Below are 17,482 nucleotides of genomic sequence, written 5' to 3'. Positions count from 1 at the left end.
GTAAAATGAACTTACATTCTATTGAAGCGGGAAATTTTAAATTAGACGGAGGTGCAATGTTTGGTGTTGTACCAAAAGCTATTTGGAATAGAACTAACCCGGCAGACAATAACAACTTAATAGATATAGCTGCTCGCTGTTTACTTATTGAAGATGGTAATCGATTAATATTAATCGATAATGGAATGGGGAATAAACAATCTGAAAAGTTTTTTGGCTATTATTACCAATTTGGAGGTTTTAATATAGACCAATCTTTAAAAAATGCTGGTTTTCATAGAGATGATATAACCGATGTTTTTATGACGCATTTGCATTTTGACCATTGTGGAGGAAGTGTAATTTGGAACAAGGACAGAACAGGATACGAAGTTGCTTTTAAAAATGCTAAATTTTGGACCAATAAAAATCATTGGGAATGGGCAACCAAACCAAACGTAAGAGAAAAAGCTTCTTTTTTACGCGAAAACATTATTCCAATGCAAGAAAGTGGCCAATTGAATTTTATTGAAAAACCTAATGGGAATTTTGGTTTTTTAAAAGAATTAGGCTTTAGTATCTTTTACGCAGATGGACATACCGAAAAACAAATGTTGCCTCATATTGAATATAATGGGAAGACTATAGTTTTTTGTGCTGACATGTTGCCAACTGCAGGCCATATACCGATTCCTTATGTGACAGGATACGACACTAGGCCTTTATTATCAATGGATGAAAAAGATATTTTTTTAAAAGCTGCTGCAGACAATAACTATTATTTATGGTTAGAGCACGATGCACACAACCAAATAATAACCGTACAACATACCGAAAAAGGTGTTCGATTAAAAGATGTATTTCATTGTAATGAAATCTTAAAATAAAGTTAAGAAAAGCTATTTTGTAACAAAATAAGCAGATTTTTGACATATATAAATATTTATAACCATAAAATTATACAAATGAGAACTTTTAAACCTTTGTACTTAACTGCTGCTTTAGCGTTCGCTTTAGCAAGTTGTGGTGGTGCTAAAACCATGGTTTCTACACCAGTAGAAAACATCGACAATTTATCATTAAAAATAACTCCTTTAGTTGAGAATGACCTTAAAAGATGGAGTCATTTAGATTTAGTTAAGGACACTGTTCCTGGAATGAGTGTTGATAAAGCTTATACTGAATTATTAAAGGGGAAAAAAGGATCAACAGTTGTTGTTGGTATTGTAGATTCTGGAGTAGATATTAGACATGAAGATTTACAAGGTGTAATTTGGAGCAACCCAAAAGAAATAGCTAACAATGGTAAAGACGATGATAACAATGGTTACATTGACGACATTAATGGTTGGAACTTCTTAGGAGATAGTAATGATGAGCAGTTAGAAATGACTCGTATTGTTAAAAAAGGTCCTGGAACACCAAACTATGATAAAGCAAAAGCTCAATTAGAAGAAGAGTTAGCTGGAATCATGCAAACAAAACAGCAAATTGACATGATTGTTAATGCGGACAAAGCATTAAAAGCATATTTGAAAAAAGATAATTTCAATTTAGACGATGTTAAAGGAATTGAAACAACTGACGAAACAATACTTCAACACAAAGGAATGTTTACTCAAATTCTTTCGGGGCAGTCTAAAGAAGCTTTCGACAAGAGAATTCAAGGTGGGGTTGATTATGTTTACGGTCAATTAAACTACAACTTAAATGTTGATTTTGACGGTCGTAAAATTGTAGGAGATAACCCAAATGATATTAACGATACAAAATACGGAAACAATAACGTAATTGGTCCAGTAGCGAAAGATGCTAAACATGGAACACATGTTGCAGGTATTGTTGCTCAAGTAAGAGGAAATGGAAAAGGTGGAGACGGTGTTGCTACTAATGTAAAAATTATGGCTGTAAGAGCTGTTCCAAACGGAGATGAATACGACAAAGATATTGCTTTAGGAATTCGTTATGCTGTAGATAATGGAGCAAAAGTGATTAATGGTTCTTTTGGAAAGTATTATTCTCCAAATAAAGAATGGGTTATAGAAGCATTAAAATATGCTGCATCAAAAGATGTTTTGGTAATTTTTGCTGCAGGAAACGACTCTAAAGATTTAGATGTTGAAAACAAATATCCTTCTGATTCTTATGATGGAGCTCCTGAAGTTTCAAATAACGTATTAATCATTGGTGCATTGGCTCCAGAATATGGTACTAAAATGGTTGCAGGTTTTTCTAACTACGGTAAGAAAAATGTAGATATTTATGCTCCAGGAGTTCAAATTTATGCTACAACTCCAGACCAAACTTATGAATACTTAGGAGGAACATCAATGGCTTCGCCAAATGTTGCAGGTGTTGCTGCATTAATTCGTTCTTACTATCCAAAATTAAGTGCTTCACAAGTGAAACAAATTATTATGGAAAGCGGAACGCCGTTAAAAAATACAGTTACTGTAGGAGAAGACAAACACAAAGTAAACTTTGCTGATGCTTCTAAAACCGGTAAAATTGTAAATGCTTATAATGCATTATTAATGGCAGAAAAAATGTCGAAATAATAAAGTTTTCAATATTTAATATTCTAAACCACAAAGCCGTTTTTTAAAATGACTTTGTGGTTTTTTTAAACAAATACCTACACATGAAAAAAATATTTATTTTATCTCTTTTTACATTTATTGGGTTTGCTCAAAACAATCCTAATCCAGGTTATTGGCAACAACACGTCGATTATAAAATGGATGTGAAAATGGATGTGAAAAATTATCAATACAACGGAAGTCAAGAGTTGGTTTACACCAATAATTCTTCTGACACATTAAACAAAGTGTTTTATCACCTTTACAACAACGCTTTTCAGCCTGGTAGTGAAATGGATGTTCGTTTACAAACAATTTCAGATCCAGATAAACGAATGGTAAGATCATTTAAACAAGGGGGGAAAGACGTTAAAGAAAGTAGAATTAGTACTTTAAAGCCTGATGAAATTGGTTTTTTAAAAATTAAAAACTTCAAACAAAATGGTGCAGTAGCAAAGACAAAAGTAGTTGGAACCGTTTTAGAGGTAACTTTAAACGAACCCATTTTACCTCAACAAAAAACAACTTTTACGCTTGATTTTGAAGGGCAAGTTCCATTACAAGTAAGAAGATCTGGTAGAAATTCAGAAGAAGGTGTTGCACTTTCAATGACACAATGGTATCCAAAATTAGCTGAATATGATTTTGAAGGTTGGCATGCTGATCCCTATATTGGAAGAGAATTTCATGGTGTTTGGGGAAATTTTGACGTAAAACTAACAATCGATAAAAATTATACAGTTGGTGGAACTGGATATTTACAAAACAAAAATGAAATTGGACATGGTTATGAAGACAAAGGTGTTGAGGTTAAACATAATAGGAGAACCAAAACACTAACTTGGCATTTTGTTGCTCCAAATGTACACGATTTTACTTGGGGTGCAGACAACGAGTACATTCATGATATGATTATAGGCCCAAACAATGTTGAGCTTCATTTCTTATATAAAAATAAAGCTGAAAACTTAGAAAATTGGAAGAAACTTCAACCTAAAACAGCTGAATTATTAGATTTTTTCAACAAAAATGTTGGCGAATATCCATACAAACAATATTCAATTATTCAAGGAGGAGATGGTGGAATGGAATACGGAATGTGTACGCTAATTACTGGAAATAGGAGCTTCGGAAGTTTAGTAGGTGTTACAGCTCATGAATTTGCACATTCATGGTTTCAGTTTGTTTTAGCCTCAAATGAATCTAAACACGAATGGATGGACGAAGGATTTACTTCATTCATTTCAGATTTAGCAATGGAAACTGTTTTACCTGGAAAAGAAAAAGTTGACAATCCGTTTGAAAGTGCTTATAACAATTATAGGTATTTAGTAAAAACAGGGAAAGAGCAGCCGCTATCAACACATGCTGATAGATATGATATTAACATGGCGTATGGAATTTCTGCTTATAGTAAAGGAGAAATATTTTTAGCACAATTAGGCTATGTTATTGGAACTGAAAATTTAATGAAAACGTTAAAACGTTATTATTCAGATTATAAATTAACGCATCCAACGCCTAATGATATCAAGCGTTCGGCAGAAAAAGTATCTGGAGCAAATTTAGATTGGTATTTAGTAGATTGGACCCAAACCACTAACACAATTGACTATGCTGTTAAAGATGTTGCTGAAGCTGATAAAAACACAAAAGTAACACTAGAAAGAATTGGAAGAATGCCAATGCCAATAGATCTTCTTGTTGTTTATGAAGACGGAACAAATGAAATATTTTACATTCCTAATACTTTAATGCGTTGGGAAAAACCAAATTCATATTCTATAAACAGAACGGTTTTAAAAGGTTGGGATTGGTCAAGCCCAACGTTTAGTTTTGATATTTCTAAAGCAAAAGCATCAATAAAAGCAATTGTAATTGACCCAAGTGGTTTAATGGCTGATGTTGATTTAACAAACAATGTTTTTGAAAAAAAATAACCTTCTTTAAAATAAAACAAAAAAACGAATCATTATATGGTTCGTTTTTTTATTTTTGAACAATATTTTTGCTGCTAACCAAGTATAAATGAAAACATTAAACAGCCCTAACTCTGTTTTAATTCTTACTATTATTTACTTCATAGTAATTGTAGTATTTTCTATTTTCGACTTTGCTGAACACCCTATATTAAACCGTATAGTTGGAGGTTCAAGAATACCCCTATTAATATTTATTTACTGGCTTCATTCACACACGAAAAACATTATTTATTTAAGCGCTCTAGTTTTATTCTTTTTTGCTTATATCATGTTTTTAGAAAGCACGCCCGAACGATCGTTATACGGCTCTATTGTTTCACTTATATACAGGTTTTTAATCTTCTTACTCGTTTATAAAAGTGTTAAAAATAAAAATTGGTTTGCATTATCATTAGCATCAATCCCGTTTTTGTTCATATATTCTTATTTTATTTTACTAATAAACGAATTTTTAAATGCCGAAATTTATCTTTGGATATTAAATGGGCTGTTAACTTCATTTATAGGTGGCATTGCTCTTTACAACTACCTTTTTGAAGATGAAAACAAAAATTTTTGGTTGTTAATTTCATCTATTTTATTTGTTATTCAAATAGGAATATTCTTCTTGCATCAATATTATTTAGAAGCTCTAGAATTAAGAACACTAACCATTATTCTGTTTGGAATTTCAAATTTTACTTTTTATAAATTCATGATTTCTGACGAAGAAAGAGAAAATGAGGTTTCGATAAGTTAAACTTTACTATATCTTTGCCCTATGGCATATACTTATCCTAAAAACGAAAAATTAAAAAGCAAAAAATCGATTGAACTTCTTTTTTCTGAAGGGCAATCTGTTTCTAAATATCCATTGCGTTTAGTATATGTTGAAAATTCATTAGAAAATGAAGAACTTGTAAAGTTTGGTGTTTCCGTTTCTAAAAAATATTTCAAAAATGCAGTCGATAGAAATCGCTTAAAAAGAGTGCTTAGAGAATGTTATCGATTAAACAAAAATATTATTTCGGAATGTGTAGATAAACCAATGGCTTTTATGTTTTTCTATCAATCAAAAGAAGTGCTTTCGTATCAAGAAATTAATGAGAAAAGCATTCAGCTTTTTGAAAAATTTACTAAAAAAATAAAAGAATAATCATTTTTGGTTTAATTTTTGACGTTTTATAATTAAATTCGTGAACTAAACTTATCCAAAAGAAATGAAATCTATTCTTCATAAAAAAATATTGATTCCCATTTTTGCCTTAACATTTCTATTTGTAGGGGTAAGTTTTAGAAACGACTTTTTTGAAATTGCTAAACAAATTGAAATTTTTACCAATTTGTTTAAAACCGTAAATCAAAACTATGTAGACGAAACCAATCCGGGTGAATTAATGGATAATGCCATTAAAAACATGTTGATTGAGCTTGATCCTTACACTGTTTTTTTTAATGAACAAGATGTTTTAAAGTTTAAAATAAACACCACGGGAGAATACACAGGAATTGGCGCAATGGTTAACCGAAAAGAAGGTCGCGTTTTTATAAAAGAAATTTACAAAGGTTTCCCGGCAGATAAAGCGGGCTTAAAAGCAGGTGATGAAATTGTACAAATTGGCGACATTAACCTTAAAGATTATAAAGAAGACGCTTCACAACTTTTAAGAGGAGCAAAAAACACAAAAGTAAATTTAGAAATTATTCGTCAAAATAAAAAACAAGCGATTGCGATTATTTTAGATGAAGTTGATATTAAAGCAGTTCCTTATTTTTCATTAATTGACAACTCAACGGGTTATATTGTTTTAAGTAAGTTTACCGAAACTGCTAGTAAAGAAACCAAAGCAGCTCTTTTAGATTTAAAAAGTAAAGGAGCAACTAAAATTATTTTAGATTTAAGAGCAAATCCGGGCGGATTGTTACACGAAGCTGTAAACATTTGCAACCTTTTTGTGCCTAAAAATGAAGTTATTGTTACTACAAAGTCTAAAAACGTAAAACACAATAACACTTATAAAACCAACTACGAACCTGTAGATTTAGAAATTCCGTTAACTATTTTAGTAGATGGAAAAAGTGCTTCTGCTTCTGAAATTGTTGCTGGCGCTTTGCAAGATCTAGACAGAGCAGTTGTAGTAGGAAATAGAAGCTTTGGAAAAGGATTAGTGCAACGACCACTAAATCTTTCATACGGAACGCAAGTAAAAGTAACTATTTCAAGGTATTTTACTCCTTCTGGCAGATGCATTCAAGCGTTAGATTATACTAGAAAAGATGCCAACGGAAAAGCTATAAAAATCAAGCAAGGCGATTTTAATGAGTTTAAAACCAAAGGCGGAAGAACGGTTTACGATGGAGGAGGAATTTTACCTGATGTTATTATTGAAGAAACAAAACTTAGTGCCATAACAGAAGATTTGATTAAAAACGATGCTGTTTTTGACTTTGCAACCCAATTATATTATAATTATTCAAATACTGGATTACCAAATAGCATTAGCGAAAACGATTTTAATGCATTTAAACAGTTTTTAAAACAAGACAAATATAATTTCGCTACAGAAACCAGTTTGGCTTTGAAAAAGGTGTTAGAAACAGCTATAAAAGAGAAAATAGAAAGTGGAATAAGTAAAGAATACGCTCTTTTACAGGCTGCAATAGAAAAAAGCATGAACGAAGAAATTATTGCCCATAAAAAAGAAATTATTAAATTACTTTACGATGAGCTGATTATTCGTTTTCAATACCGTGATGGTTTGTACTTAAATTACACACAAAACAACACCGAAATTAATAAAGCAAAAAACATTTTAAATAACGAATTAGAATATAAAAAAATATTAAAAAAATAACATGCATAGAATTTTAGCCCTATTATTTAGTCTATTTTTCTTTGGTGCATTTGCACAAGAAGAAGAAGTACACTCAATATATTTTCAATTTGACAAATACAATTTAAAAAACGAACAAGCGGATGCTGTTATCAAGTTTGTCCAAAAAATTGACACTTCAAATGTTGAAACCATTGAAATTTTTGGATATTGTGATGACAGAGGAAAAGACGCTTATAATTTTGATTTATCAACAAAAAGAGCCAATACAGTTAAAGATAAATTAGTAAGCAAAGGCATAAAAAGTAAAATTATTATTACCCTTGAAGGAAAAGGGAAAATTTTAATTGACGACGATTTAGAAACCAACATCCCTGAAGCCCGTTCAAAAAACAGAAGAGTTGATGTTGTGGTAAACTACAAAGCTGTTATTATTGAAGATTTAAAAATTCCTGGTGTTTACAGTACTGTTCCTAAAAACCCAGTAGTAGGTGATAGAATTTACTTAGACAAGTTATTATTTGAAAGAGGAAGCAGCAAACTTACTTATAAAGCTAAAAAAGAATTAGAACGCGTTGCTAAATTACTGTACCGTTATAAAAACATTGAGTTTGAAGTTCAAGGACATGTGTGTTGTACGCCTACATATCATAAAGAAGCAATAGATAGAGAAACAAGAAAAAGAGAACTATCTACTAACAGGGCGCTTTCGGTTTATACCTATTTAGGTTTTAGAAAAATCAGCAAAAAAAGAATGACTTATAAAGGCTATGGAAATGTGCAGCCGCTTGGAAAAGGACCTTTATTAGACCGTAGAGTAGAGCTTGTGATTACTAAGATTTAAGAAAATAGAATTGAAAGAAACAAGTAATATAATTTATAAAATCTTTTTTATCATAACACTTCCATTACTAGTCTTTGCTTTTCTTTATGTTAATCATCAAAACAATGATATTAATATTGTAAAAAAAGAATACGAAAGAATACGAAATAAAGAAATTACAGGTCTTGTTATTGAAAAGAAAAAAGATGGGAATTACCCAAGAGCATCTCGATATGTGTTTTTAAAAAATTATTTTAAAGTAATTATATCAAATGAACTATATACAAAAATAACAGTTGGAGATTCTATTTCAAAATCAAAAAATTCTGACTCAATTTATTTTTATTTAAAAAATGGGAATATAGAAATTGAAGATTATAATCAATTCAACAGAGAAAAATATATAGAATTGAAAAATAGAAAAAGATAAAAATAACTACTTGCAACAGAGTTTAGCCTCAATTTATACCCCAAGTTCGCACTTTGTACTCGAGACTCTAAAAACTTAATAAAGAGTTCTAATTACACATCCATTGTCTTGAATTCAAGCCAAAAAACCTTAATTCCTCTTCATTTGAATATGCGGAATATCGTCTTCTAAATACATTTCGCTGGTTTGTACAAAACCATGGCTTTCATAAAACTTCTTTAAATATTCTTGTGCCGAAATGGTGATTGCTGTTTCATTATAGTGTTCTTTAACGGCTTCAATTGAAACACGCATTAAATCGTGTCCAAATTTTAAATCACGGTATTTTCCACTTACTACAACTCTTCCTATAGAAGCTTCGTCAAAATAATAGCCTTTGTTAAAAATACGTGTGTAAGCTGCCAAGTTATCTTGGTAATACCCTAAAACATGTAAAGCTTTCTGATCTTTACCATCAACATCTTGATATACGCAATCTTGCTCTACTACAAACACCTCAGAGCGCAACTGAAGTAATTCATATAGCTCTTGTGTAGAAAGTTTGTTAAATCGCTTTATTTTAAATTGAAGCATATTGAAATTAAATTATTTTAAAAACTTAACCGATTGTATGATTGCTTCCAATTCAAATACTAAATCTCTTTTCGATTTTGAAGGGTGAAAGGTAAAGCCTTCTAGAATTAAATAACGGTTATTCTTTTCGTCTTTTATTGCGTAGTTAACAAATGGTCCGGCCATGAAATCATTTTTCAAATCCCAAGTTCCTTTTGTTAAATATGCTTTTTTTCCTGCAACTGTCGTTTCAAACAAATAGGGTGCATATGCCGGTTCTGTAATCATCCATGTATTTGGCAATACTCCGTGGATGAATTCTTTTCCAATAGAATCGCGCATTTGGACAATGTTATTTACAATGTTATTGTCTTTTTCAATAGTTTCAAATGGAACTTCATAAACCAAAATACTGTTATAACTAGCTCCATTATTGAATTGTTTTCTTATCCAAAGAAAATTTTCTTCAATCATATCGTATTTATAACCATAACCAAGAGTTAGCCCAACACCAAATTTATTACGAACTTTCTTATCGCTAACTATCGATTTCTTTAATCGAATTTGGTTTTCAATAATGTCTCCCGCTTTAATTTTTGAAATTATTTCAGCTGATTTTTGTTCTAAAATTTTTAAAATATCTTCATTGCTTTTCCCAAAAACATAAAATACTTGTTGTGGTTTTGCAAATTGATTTACTTGATGGCTGTATCCTGTTTTATCAGATTTTTGTACAATTACTATGTTTCTGCTCTTTCTTACAAAACCTTCAAAAATTTTAGAAGGATATTGGTTCAATGTGAATAATGGTTCTTCTTGAGGTAAACCATCAACTGGTGCTGCAAATTTTTTACGAATGGTATCGCCTAATTCTCCAGCCCATAAGCTTTCATCTACAATAATAGAAACGTTATTAATTTTTGCGTTTGATTCTGGTAAAATCGCATTTTTATCTGCATCTGATTCTTTACAAGAACCAAAAAACACAACACTTACAATTAATAATAAAATCTTTTTCATATGGAGATATTTATTGTTTTTTAACCTTTAATTTTTAATTTCATTCCTGGTCGAATACTATTACCACTAATATCGTTCCATTCTTTTAAGTTGTCTGCAGAAACACCTGGAAATTTTTTAGCAATTGTATAAAGTGAGTCTCCCGATTTAACTGTATAAGCCCCACTATTACTAGTGTTTCTTGATGAAGAACTTGTAGCTTTTGTTGAAGAATAAATTTTTAAATTTTTTCCTGCTTGAATGTTATTTCCTCTTATGTGGTTCCATTTTCTCAATGAACTAATTGAAACATTGTATTTATCTGCAATAAGTCCAAGGCTTTCACCACGTCTTATTTTATGATATTGAACACTAGTGTTAGAATCATTTGAACTACTAGAAGATGTTCTTGATGCAGTAACATAACTAGGTTGTTCTTTCTTTGCGTCGATATAATCTACATATGCATAAATTTTCTCTTCATTAGAAACAAAAACGCCTAATTTATTTTTTGGAAGCCTTAAAAAACGTGGTTTATCTTCGTTATATGGAATAATATCTAACTTATAAATAGGGTTTAAAAATTTAATTTGTTCTACTGAAATATCTAACAAATCAGAAACTTGTTGGAAATTAAGTTGCTTTTTTACTCTTATTGTATCGGTTTCAAAATAAGTTACAGGTGCTTTTTTAGGTTGTAAACCGTGTTCTTTTTGAAATTCGTAAATGTAAAGTGTTGCTAAAAATGCTGGAACGTAATTGGCTGTTTCACGTGGAAGATTTCTTCTAATGTTCCAATAGTTTTGGCTTCCGCCCGAACGACGAATAGCTTTAGAAACATTTCCTGGTCCTGCATTATAAGACGCTAAAACCAAACTCCAGTCGCCAAAAATTTGATACAAACTTGACAAATATTGACACGCTGCATCTGTAGCTTGTAAAGGATCGAAGCGCTCATCTACATAAGAAGTAACCTCAAGATTAAATTGTTTTCCTGTAGGATACATAAATTGCCATAAACCTGAAGCTCCAACTCTTGATTTTGCTTTTGGGTTCAATGCCGATTCTACAATGGCTAAATATTTAATTTCTAATGGAACATCGTATTTTGACAAATGCTCTTCAAACATTGGAAAATAATATTCTGAAATTGCCATTAAACGTTCAAAACTTCCTTTTCTGTTTTTTAAATACGATTTAATTACATTTTCTAATGCTGGATTATAATCGATAACAAAAGGTGTTTTAGCGTCAAGTTTTTTCAGTCTTTTCTTCAATAAATCTGTTGATAATTCATAATCTACAGCCAAATCAATATCTACATCATTAATGTCAGAAAACATTGTTTCGTATAAATCGTCATTTGAAAGTTCTTCTAACCAACGTTCATCAATACAATTGCTTGTGCTGTGGTTGATAAAAGTTGCTTTTAGAGAATCTATATAAGATACTTTGGGTAATTCTAGAGAAACTTCACTTTGTGCACTTTCTTGGGCAAAACCCATAAAAGTAAGTAAAAGTGTTAGCGTAACTATTTTAATTTTTTTCATTTTATTCTTTTTAGGTTTGGGGCATTAAACATAACAGAATACTTTTTTTAGTATTTAATCATTTAAAATTGCCGCTATTCCAGGCAAAGTTTTTCCTTCTAACATTTCCAACATAGCTCCACCACCAGTTGAAACGTAACTCATTTTTGATTCAAAACCAAATTGTTTAACCGCTGCAACGCTGTCGCCTCCACCTACAAGCGAGAAAGCTCCGTTTTGAGTAGATTCAGCAATATAATCTCCTAAAGAGATTGTTCCGTTTGCAAAAGATTCCATTTCAAAAACACCTAATGGACCGTTCCAAAGAATTGTTTTTGAATCTAAAATGATGCGTTTTATGATTTCTAACGATTTTGGTCCAGAATCTAATCCTTGCCAACCGTCAGGAATTTGTTTTACATCGACAATTTGTGTATTTGCATCGTTTGAAAAAGCATCTGCAGCAACAACATCAACTGGTAAATGAATTTGAACTCCTTTTTCTTTCGCTTTTTTAAGAATTTCAATTGCTAATTCTAATTTATCGTCTTCACAAATAGAATTTCCAATTTTTCCACCTAAAGCTTTGATGAACGTAAACGTCATTCCACCTCCAATAATCATGTGGTTTACTTTGTCTAATATGTTTTCAATTACCGTGATTTTTGAAGATACTTTAGAACCTCCTAGAATTGCTGTTACTGGTTTTTCAGAATCTTTAAGTACTTTTTCAATGCTTAAGATTTCCTTCGCTAATAAATTTCCAAAACATTTTTTGCCTGTAAAAAACTGAGCAATAATGGTTGTTGAAGCATGCGCTCTATGTGCTGTTCCAAATGCATCGTTTACATAAATATCACCTAAATTAGCTAATTTTTGTGCAAATGCTACATCTCCTTTTTCTTCTTCTGCATAGAAACGTAAGTTTTCAAGCAATAAAATTTCACCTGCTTTTAAATTTGCAGCTAATTCAACCGCTTCATTTCCAATACAATCATTTGCAAATTTTACATTTCTTCCTAAAACTTTTTCAGTTTCTGCAAGAATGTGCTTTAACGAATAGTTGCCTTCAACACCTTTTGGTCTTCCCAGGTGACTCATTAAAATAACACTTCCGCCTTCGTTAATAATTTTATCAATAGTTGGCTTAGCCGCTTCAATTCTAGTATTATCTGTTACCTTAAAATTTTCGTCTAAAGGCACATTAAAATCTACTCTAATTATTGCTTTTTTATTATTAAAATTAAAATCGTTTAGTGTTTTCATAATTTGATTTTCGTTTTGAAGTAGACAAATATAAAATTTTGAGTTTTAAATTGGTATAAAATTATGTTATAATTCTTTTTCTGCAGAAGTTACCGAATGTGTTTCTATTTAAATTAATATTTTTTTACTTTTATGAAGTGAAAAATAATTATTTCAATTAGGTTTGTGCTATGCTTTTTAAAGACATTCTAGGACAAGACCATATAAAAAATCATTTGACAAAAAGTGCAACTGCTGGACGAATTCCGCATGCGCAACTCTTTGTAGGTCCGGAAGGTAGCGGAACGTTATCGATGGCAATTGCTTATGCGCAATATATTTTGTGCGGAAACATTGATCTTGAAAACACCAATGGAAACGAAACTTGTAATATAAAGTTCGAACATTTTTCACATCCTGATTTGCATTTTGTTTTTCCAGTTGCAACTAATGAAGATGTAAAAAAACATCCGGTTAGTGCTTATTTCTTAACACCTTGGAGAGAGTTTTTACATGAAAATCCGTACGGAAGTTTATTTGATTGGTACAAGAAAATTGGAGTCGAAAAAAAGCAAGGTCAAATAGGAGTAGATGAAGCAAGTGAAATTAACAAAGCACTTTCTTTAAAAGCATACGAAGGCGGTTACAAAGTAATGATCATTTGGATGGCTGATAAAATGAATACTGCCGCTTCAAACAAGTTGCTGAAATTATTAGAAGAACCGCCAAACAAAACGGTTTTCATTTTAATTACCGAACATTTAGACGATTTATTGCAAACCATTATTTCGCGTTGCCAAGTATTAGATTTTATAGGAATAAGTGAAAGTGTTATTGCTGAAAATTTAGTTTCACGTGAAAACTGCGACCAAAATTTAGCGTTGAAAATCGCACACCAAAGCGAAGGGAATTATAATAAAGCATTGCACATCTTAAAAAAAGATGCCGACGAATACCCGTTTGAAGAATGGTTTATTGAATGGATACGAAGTGCGTTTAAAGCCAAAGGAAATGCAGCTGCTATTTTAGATTTAATAAAATGGAGCGAAAAAATATCAGGTCTAGGTAGAGAAGTGCAAAAACAGTTTTTAAATTATTGCATTTACTTTTTCAGACAAGCTTTAATGGCGAATTACCAAGCGAAAGAGTTGGTGTTTTTTGAACCAACCGTTTCCAATTTTGATTTAGAAAAATTTGCTCCTTTTGTAGATGGAAGCAATATAAATGATATCTTTAAAGAACTTGAAACCGCTATTTACCATATTGAAAGAAATGGAAATAGTAAAATTATTTTAACCGATTTATCGATAAAACTAACCCGATTAATTCACAAAAAACAATAATTATGACACACGCAGCTTCAATTTTAATTTTGTTGTTACTTTCCGTAACTTTTTTACAATCTGGATATGATAAAATAAAAGACTGGAAAGGAAATATTTCTTGGCTTAAAGAACATTTTGCAGGAACTATTTTTGCCAACCAAGTGCCTATGTCGCTATTAATTATTTTAGTTTTAGAAATACTTTCTGGTGTATTGTGTATTTCTGGAATTATAAATTTAGTAACTAAAGACTCTACAGTTATGGCGCTTTATGGTGCTAACTTATCGTGTTTAACACTTATCTTTTTATTATTTGGACAACGTATTGCGAAAGATTACGATGGTGCACGTACTATTGTAATTTACTTTGTACCTGCTGTTTTAGCAGTTTATATGTTGAGTTAATAATGAAGATATTACTTTTAATTCTTTCTTTTTCCTTATTTGGACAAAACAAAACTTGTCACGAACAAATTGTTTTTGACTTTTATAAAGATTCTATTTTAAAATTAGAAAAACATGATGGTAAAGTTTTAATTTTAAAAAAATTAAAAGAAAATAATTACTCTTTATGGAGTAAAAACGCATTAAGCGAACTTAATTTTAAATTAAACGATACAGCTGCTAGTATTCATAATTGTGGTATAAATGAGATTAAAAATATTGATTCTAATACTTTCGATATTTTAAAAAAGTGGAAAAAAAACAAATCATTTGTTTACGTCTCATTTGCTACGTGTTTTTATGATAAAAATATTGTAACAATTATTGATAACAGCAAAAAGGAGAAACGTATTTACTATTTCCTGATAAATGAATTTGGAGTAATTACTAAATGGTTTGATGAATATTTTATTAAACCTTAACTCCCCAAACTCGCTTTAAACAAACGAAGTTCGTCCCAAGAAAATGCATCGCCGTGTTTTTCTTTTAATTCGCCTAAACTTTCGCCATTAAAATCTTTAAAAGCAGCTGCTAGAGCTAGGATTTTATCTTCTGGTAAAATGTCGGATAATTCAACTGTTTCCATTTGAATTAGTTTAGTAAAATGACTAAAAATTGTAGATGGCGTTAATTTTCGTTGTTTCGCAATGTCATAAATAGAATTCCCTTGCATCCAAAGTTCTAACGTAATTTCAATAGTTGCTTTTTTGGGTTCTTTTTTCTTTTTCTTTTTTGGATCTTCATAATACGAAACATCATCGTCGTCATCTTCCATTAAAGTGGCATGTTCGGTTCTAAAGCGTTCGGCAACAGCAACCAATTTATTAATTTTATAGACATTCATTTCATCTGAAACCAGATTCTTCTTCGAAATTTCTTTTCCTTCCGTGATGATTTGTGTCAGTAATCTGGCCTTTTTCAATTGTAAAATGGCTTTGATTTGCATTTCTTCTAAAACCATTAATTCGTCGTAAAACGCTTTTACTTTTTTGGTGCGTTTTATTTCTTCAATCTTTAACAATAATTCTTCGGCAACTTGATCTAAGGTTTTGAAAAAATAGTCATATGCGGCTTCACATCGTTCTTGCAAAAAAGGAGCATTCAATTCTTTTTCATGAAAAATTTTATGCAATTGCGACATAAATTTACTCGAAGGCGCTTCTATTTTTGAAATCGTTTCATATTGCTGTTTGGCCCAATTGAGGTGCTTTGATTTTGGCGATTTTTCGGCTTCCGCCTTAAAACTGAATTGATGGTTGCGCCATTCTTGTATTAACTCTTTGAAATCGAACGTTTTAAGCAAGGTGTGAAGCAAGAACGTATTGGTTTCTTGTACCAATGCATCTTGTAGAATGTCTTCAGAAGCTTTGTTTTCAGCATAACTCAACACATCTTCATCGCTAGAAACACCGTTCATGTTCAACGGAGATAATAAAATAAGCCCTTTTAAGGAACGTAAACGAGAAAGAGCAACATATGCTTGTCCGGGCGCGAAAACCTGCGAAACATCAAGCGCAGCTTTGTCAAAGGTTAAACCTTGACTTTTATGAACCGTAATTGCCCAAGCCAATTTAATAGGGTAGTGCACAAAAGTTCCCACCACTTCTTCTTCAACTTCTTTGGTATTCTCGTTAAGTTTGTATTTGATGTTTTGCCATTCGTAACGTTCAACCTCAATGGTTTTCTTTTCTTCTGGAAAATGAACCCTAATTTCGTTGCTCGAAAGCGATTTAATTACACCCATTTTTCCGTTGTAAAACTGCTTATCAAAATTAAGATCGTTTTTGACAAACATAACCTGAGCGCCGACTTTTAAATGCAATTTTTCATCGAGCGGAAAAATTTTATCGGGGAAATCGCCCACAACTTCTGGTAAATAGGTGAATTTCTTTTCTTTTAAATCTTCTAATGATTGGGCATTTATTGCATCTGCTTTTGCATTGTGAGTGGTTAGCGTAATATACCCTTTGTTCTTTTTTAAATCGAAATTAGGCTGTACAAATTGATTTAGTATTGCAATATCTGAAGTCGTAATTTTATTATGACGTAAATTATTTAATACATCAATAAATTCAGTATCTGTTTGACGAAAAATTTTATCTAATTCAATATACAATGGCGGATATTGCTGAACAATATGCGAATGAAAAAAGAACATTCCGTTGTAATAATTACGCAACATTTGCCATTCTTCATTTTTAACAACAGGTGGTAATTGTAGTAAATCTCCTATAAATAAAACTTGAACGCCGCCAAAAGCACGTTCGTTTCGTCGTACTTTCTTCAACATGAAATCAATTGCATCTAAAACATCTGCTCGAAGCATTGAAACTTCATCAATAATAAGCAGTTCCATGTTTCGAATAATGGATCTTTTGGTAGCGTTCATTTTAAAATGACGACCCAATGTATCTCTATTTTCGAATTTTATAACACCAGAAAACTGTGCAACTTGTTTATTGTCAGGAATAAAAGCAGCAAAAGGAAGCTGAAACATAGAATGAATGGTAACACCACCAGCATTAAGTGCGGCAATACCTGTAGGAGCAACAACTACAGTATTTTTGTGTGTTGTTGCAATAATTTCTTTAAGTAAAGTGGTTTTTCCGGTACCGGCTTTACCTGTTAAAAAGATAGATTTATTGGTTTGATTAATAAATCGTAGTGTATAATTAGCTTCGGCAGATAAAAATTCCATAAGGCGTATAGTTTACTCTGCAAATATAGAGAATTGGTTTCAAAAAAAAATCCAGCAAAAAGCTGGATTTTTATATGTTATAAAA

Annotated in this window: 16 protein-coding genes; 11 read left to right on the top strand and 5 right to left on the bottom strand. The window is 31.3% G+C overall.

Going from position 1 to position 17,482, the window contains the following annotated elements; genetic code table 11:
- Nucleotides 1-5: 5 nt before the first annotated feature.
- From UXY25_RS01615 to UXY25_RS01580, 8 genes are all read left to right on the top strand, one after another.
- On the top strand, nucleotides 6-866 hold the full coding sequence (locus tag UXY25_RS01615) for an MBL fold metallo-hydrolase (protein WP_320814253.1): 861 nt from the start codon (nucleotides 6-8) through the stop codon (nucleotides 864-866).
- 78 nt (nucleotides 867-944) lie between these two features.
- The gene (locus UXY25_RS01610) at nucleotides 945-2,537 is read left to right on the top strand and encodes a S8 family peptidase (RefSeq protein WP_320814252.1); all 1,593 of its coding nucleotides are present in this window, start codon (nucleotides 945-947) and stop codon (nucleotides 2,535-2,537) included.
- Nucleotides 2,538-2,620: 83 nt separating this feature from the next.
- The gene (locus UXY25_RS01605) at nucleotides 2,621-4,498 is read left to right on the top strand and encodes a M1 family metallopeptidase (RefSeq protein WP_320814251.1); all 1,878 of its coding nucleotides are present in this window, start codon (nucleotides 2,621-2,623) and stop codon (nucleotides 4,496-4,498) included.
- An 88-nt stretch (nucleotides 4,499-4,586) separates the two neighbouring features.
- Nucleotides 4,587-5,279 carry a hypothetical protein gene (locus UXY25_RS01600; protein WP_320814250.1) on the top strand — a complete coding sequence of 231 codons (693 nt, stop codon included), beginning with the start codon at nucleotides 4,587-4,589 and terminating at the stop codon, nucleotides 5,277-5,279.
- A 21-nt stretch (nucleotides 5,280-5,300) separates the two neighbouring features.
- Nucleotides 5,301-5,675, top strand: coding sequence for a ribonuclease P protein component (rnpA, locus tag UXY25_RS01595; protein ID WP_320814249.1), 375 nt, complete (start codon nucleotides 5,301-5,303; stop codon nucleotides 5,673-5,675).
- Nucleotides 5,676-5,739: 64 nt separating this feature from the next.
- Entirely contained in the window at nucleotides 5,740-7,374 is a 1,635-nt protein-coding gene (locus UXY25_RS01590; protein ID WP_320814248.1) for a S41 family peptidase, read from the top strand.
- Nucleotide 7,375: 1 nt separating this feature from the next.
- Nucleotides 7,376-8,197 (top strand): OmpA family protein, encoded by an 822-nt coding sequence (locus UXY25_RS01585; RefSeq protein WP_320814247.1) that lies wholly within the window; start codon nucleotides 7,376-7,378, stop codon nucleotides 8,195-8,197.
- 10 nt (nucleotides 8,198-8,207) lie between these two features.
- On the top strand, nucleotides 8,208-8,606 hold the full coding sequence (locus tag UXY25_RS01580) for a hypothetical protein (RefSeq protein ID WP_320814246.1): 399 nt from the start codon (nucleotides 8,208-8,210) through the stop codon (nucleotides 8,604-8,606).
- A gap of 129 nt (nucleotides 8,607-8,735) precedes the next feature.
- Here UXY25_RS01580 and UXY25_RS01575 read toward each other — a convergent pair whose 3' ends face one another.
- Genes UXY25_RS01575 through UXY25_RS01560 form a run of 4 tightly spaced genes read right to left on the bottom strand, consistent with a single transcriptional unit; the run spans nucleotide 8,736 to nucleotide 12,952 of the window.
- The gene (locus UXY25_RS01575) at nucleotides 8,736-9,179 is read right to left on the bottom strand and encodes a GNAT family N-acetyltransferase (RefSeq protein WP_320814245.1); all 444 of its coding nucleotides are present in this window, start codon (nucleotides 9,177-9,179) and stop codon (nucleotides 8,736-8,738) included.
- Between the two features lie 12 nt (nucleotides 9,180-9,191).
- Nucleotides 9,192-10,178 carry a DUF4837 family protein gene (locus tag UXY25_RS01570; protein ID WP_320814244.1) on the bottom strand — a complete coding sequence of 329 codons (987 nt, stop codon included), beginning with the start codon at nucleotides 10,176-10,178 and terminating at the stop codon, nucleotides 9,192-9,194.
- Nucleotides 10,179-10,198: 20 nt separating this feature from the next.
- Complete coding sequence (locus UXY25_RS01565; RefSeq protein ID WP_320814243.1) at nucleotides 10,199-11,707, bottom strand: lytic transglycosylase domain-containing protein; 1,509 nt, start codon at nucleotides 11,705-11,707, stop codon at nucleotides 10,199-10,201.
- Nucleotides 11,708-11,761: 54 nt separating this feature from the next.
- Nucleotides 11,762-12,952: a phosphoglycerate kinase gene (locus tag UXY25_RS01560; protein WP_320814242.1), complete on the bottom strand. Its 1,191-nt coding sequence runs from the start codon at nucleotides 12,950-12,952 to the stop codon at nucleotides 11,762-11,764.
- A 170-nt stretch (nucleotides 12,953-13,122) separates the two neighbouring features.
- Between UXY25_RS01560 and UXY25_RS01555 the strand changes: the two genes are divergently transcribed.
- The 3 genes from UXY25_RS01555 to UXY25_RS01545 are packed head-to-tail and all read left to right on the top strand — an operon-like array spanning nucleotide 13,123 to nucleotide 15,121.
- Nucleotides 13,123-14,274, top strand: a complete 1,152-nt coding sequence (locus UXY25_RS01555; protein WP_320814241.1) for a DNA polymerase III subunit delta' — start codon at nucleotides 13,123-13,125, stop codon at nucleotides 14,272-14,274.
- 2 nt (nucleotides 14,275-14,276) lie between these two features.
- Nucleotides 14,277-14,660 carry a DoxX family protein gene (locus tag UXY25_RS01550; protein ID WP_320814240.1) on the top strand — a complete coding sequence of 128 codons (384 nt, stop codon included), beginning with the start codon at nucleotides 14,277-14,279 and terminating at the stop codon, nucleotides 14,658-14,660.
- A gap of 2 nt (nucleotides 14,661-14,662) precedes the next feature.
- Entirely contained in the window at nucleotides 14,663-15,121 is a 459-nt protein-coding gene (locus UXY25_RS01545) for a hypothetical protein (RefSeq protein WP_320814239.1), read from the top strand.
- Here the strand turns inward: UXY25_RS01545 and UXY25_RS01540 are convergent.
- Nucleotides 15,118-17,397 carry a helix-turn-helix domain-containing protein gene (locus UXY25_RS01540; protein WP_320814238.1) on the bottom strand — a complete coding sequence of 760 codons (2,280 nt, stop codon included), beginning with the start codon at nucleotides 17,395-17,397 and terminating at the stop codon, nucleotides 15,118-15,120. The genes UXY25_RS01545 and UXY25_RS01540 overlap by 4 nt on opposite strands.
- Nucleotides 17,398-17,482 lie beyond the last annotated feature (85 nt).

The sequence above is a fragment of the Flavobacterium sp. genome (assembly GCF_034111225.1).
Classification (GTDB): domain Bacteria; phylum Bacteroidota; class Bacteroidia; order Flavobacteriales; family Flavobacteriaceae; genus Flavobacterium.
Note: the sequence above shows the minus strand (reverse complement) of the source record. Positions and strands in the feature narration are given on the sequence as shown.

What these genes read in the sequence shown, in the direction of transcription:
- UXY25_RS01575 (WP_320814245.1), bottom strand. Translation starts at nt 9,179, where the DNA reads ATGCTTCAATTTAAAATAAAGCGATTTAACAAACTTTCTACACAAGAG.
- UXY25_RS01570 (WP_320814244.1), bottom strand. Translation starts at nt 10,178, where the DNA reads ATGAAAAAGATTTTATTATTAATTGTAAGTGTTGTGTTTTTTGGTTCT.
- UXY25_RS01585 (WP_320814247.1), top strand. Translation starts at nt 7,376, where the DNA reads ATGCATAGAATTTTAGCCCTATTATTTAGTCTATTTTTCTTTGGTGCA.
- UXY25_RS01610 (WP_320814252.1), top strand. Translation starts at nt 945, where the DNA reads ATGAGAACTTTTAAACCTTTGTACTTAACTGCTGCTTTAGCGTTCGCT.
- UXY25_RS01565 (WP_320814243.1), bottom strand. Translation starts at nt 11,707, where the DNA reads ATGAAAAAAATTAAAATAGTTACGCTAACACTTTTACTTACTTTTATG.
- UXY25_RS01555 (WP_320814241.1), top strand. Translation starts at nt 13,123, where the DNA reads ATGCTTTTTAAAGACATTCTAGGACAAGACCATATAAAAAATCATTTG.
- UXY25_RS01615 (WP_320814253.1), top strand. Translation starts at nt 6, where the DNA reads ATGAACTTACATTCTATTGAAGCGGGAAATTTTAAATTAGACGGAGGT.
- UXY25_RS01600 (WP_320814250.1), top strand. Translation starts at nt 4,587, where the DNA reads ATGAAAACATTAAACAGCCCTAACTCTGTTTTAATTCTTACTATTATT.
- UXY25_RS01560 (WP_320814242.1), bottom strand. Translation starts at nt 12,952, where the DNA reads ATGAAAACACTAAACGATTTTAATTTTAATAATAAAAAAGCAATAATT.
- UXY25_RS01605 (WP_320814251.1), top strand. Translation starts at nt 2,621, where the DNA reads ATGAAAAAAATATTTATTTTATCTCTTTTTACATTTATTGGGTTTGCT.
- rnpA (WP_320814249.1), top strand. Translation starts at nt 5,301, where the DNA reads ATGGCATATACTTATCCTAAAAACGAAAAATTAAAAAGCAAAAAATCG.
- UXY25_RS01590 (WP_320814248.1), top strand. Translation starts at nt 5,740, where the DNA reads ATGAAATCTATTCTTCATAAAAAAATATTGATTCCCATTTTTGCCTTA.
- UXY25_RS01545 (WP_320814239.1), top strand. Translation starts at nt 14,663, where the DNA reads ATGAAGATATTACTTTTAATTCTTTCTTTTTCCTTATTTGGACAAAAC.
- UXY25_RS01550 (WP_320814240.1), top strand. Translation starts at nt 14,277, where the DNA reads ATGACACACGCAGCTTCAATTTTAATTTTGTTGTTACTTTCCGTAACT.
- UXY25_RS01540 (WP_320814238.1), bottom strand. Translation starts at nt 17,397, where the DNA reads ATGGAATTTTTATCTGCCGAAGCTAATTATACACTACGATTTATTAAT.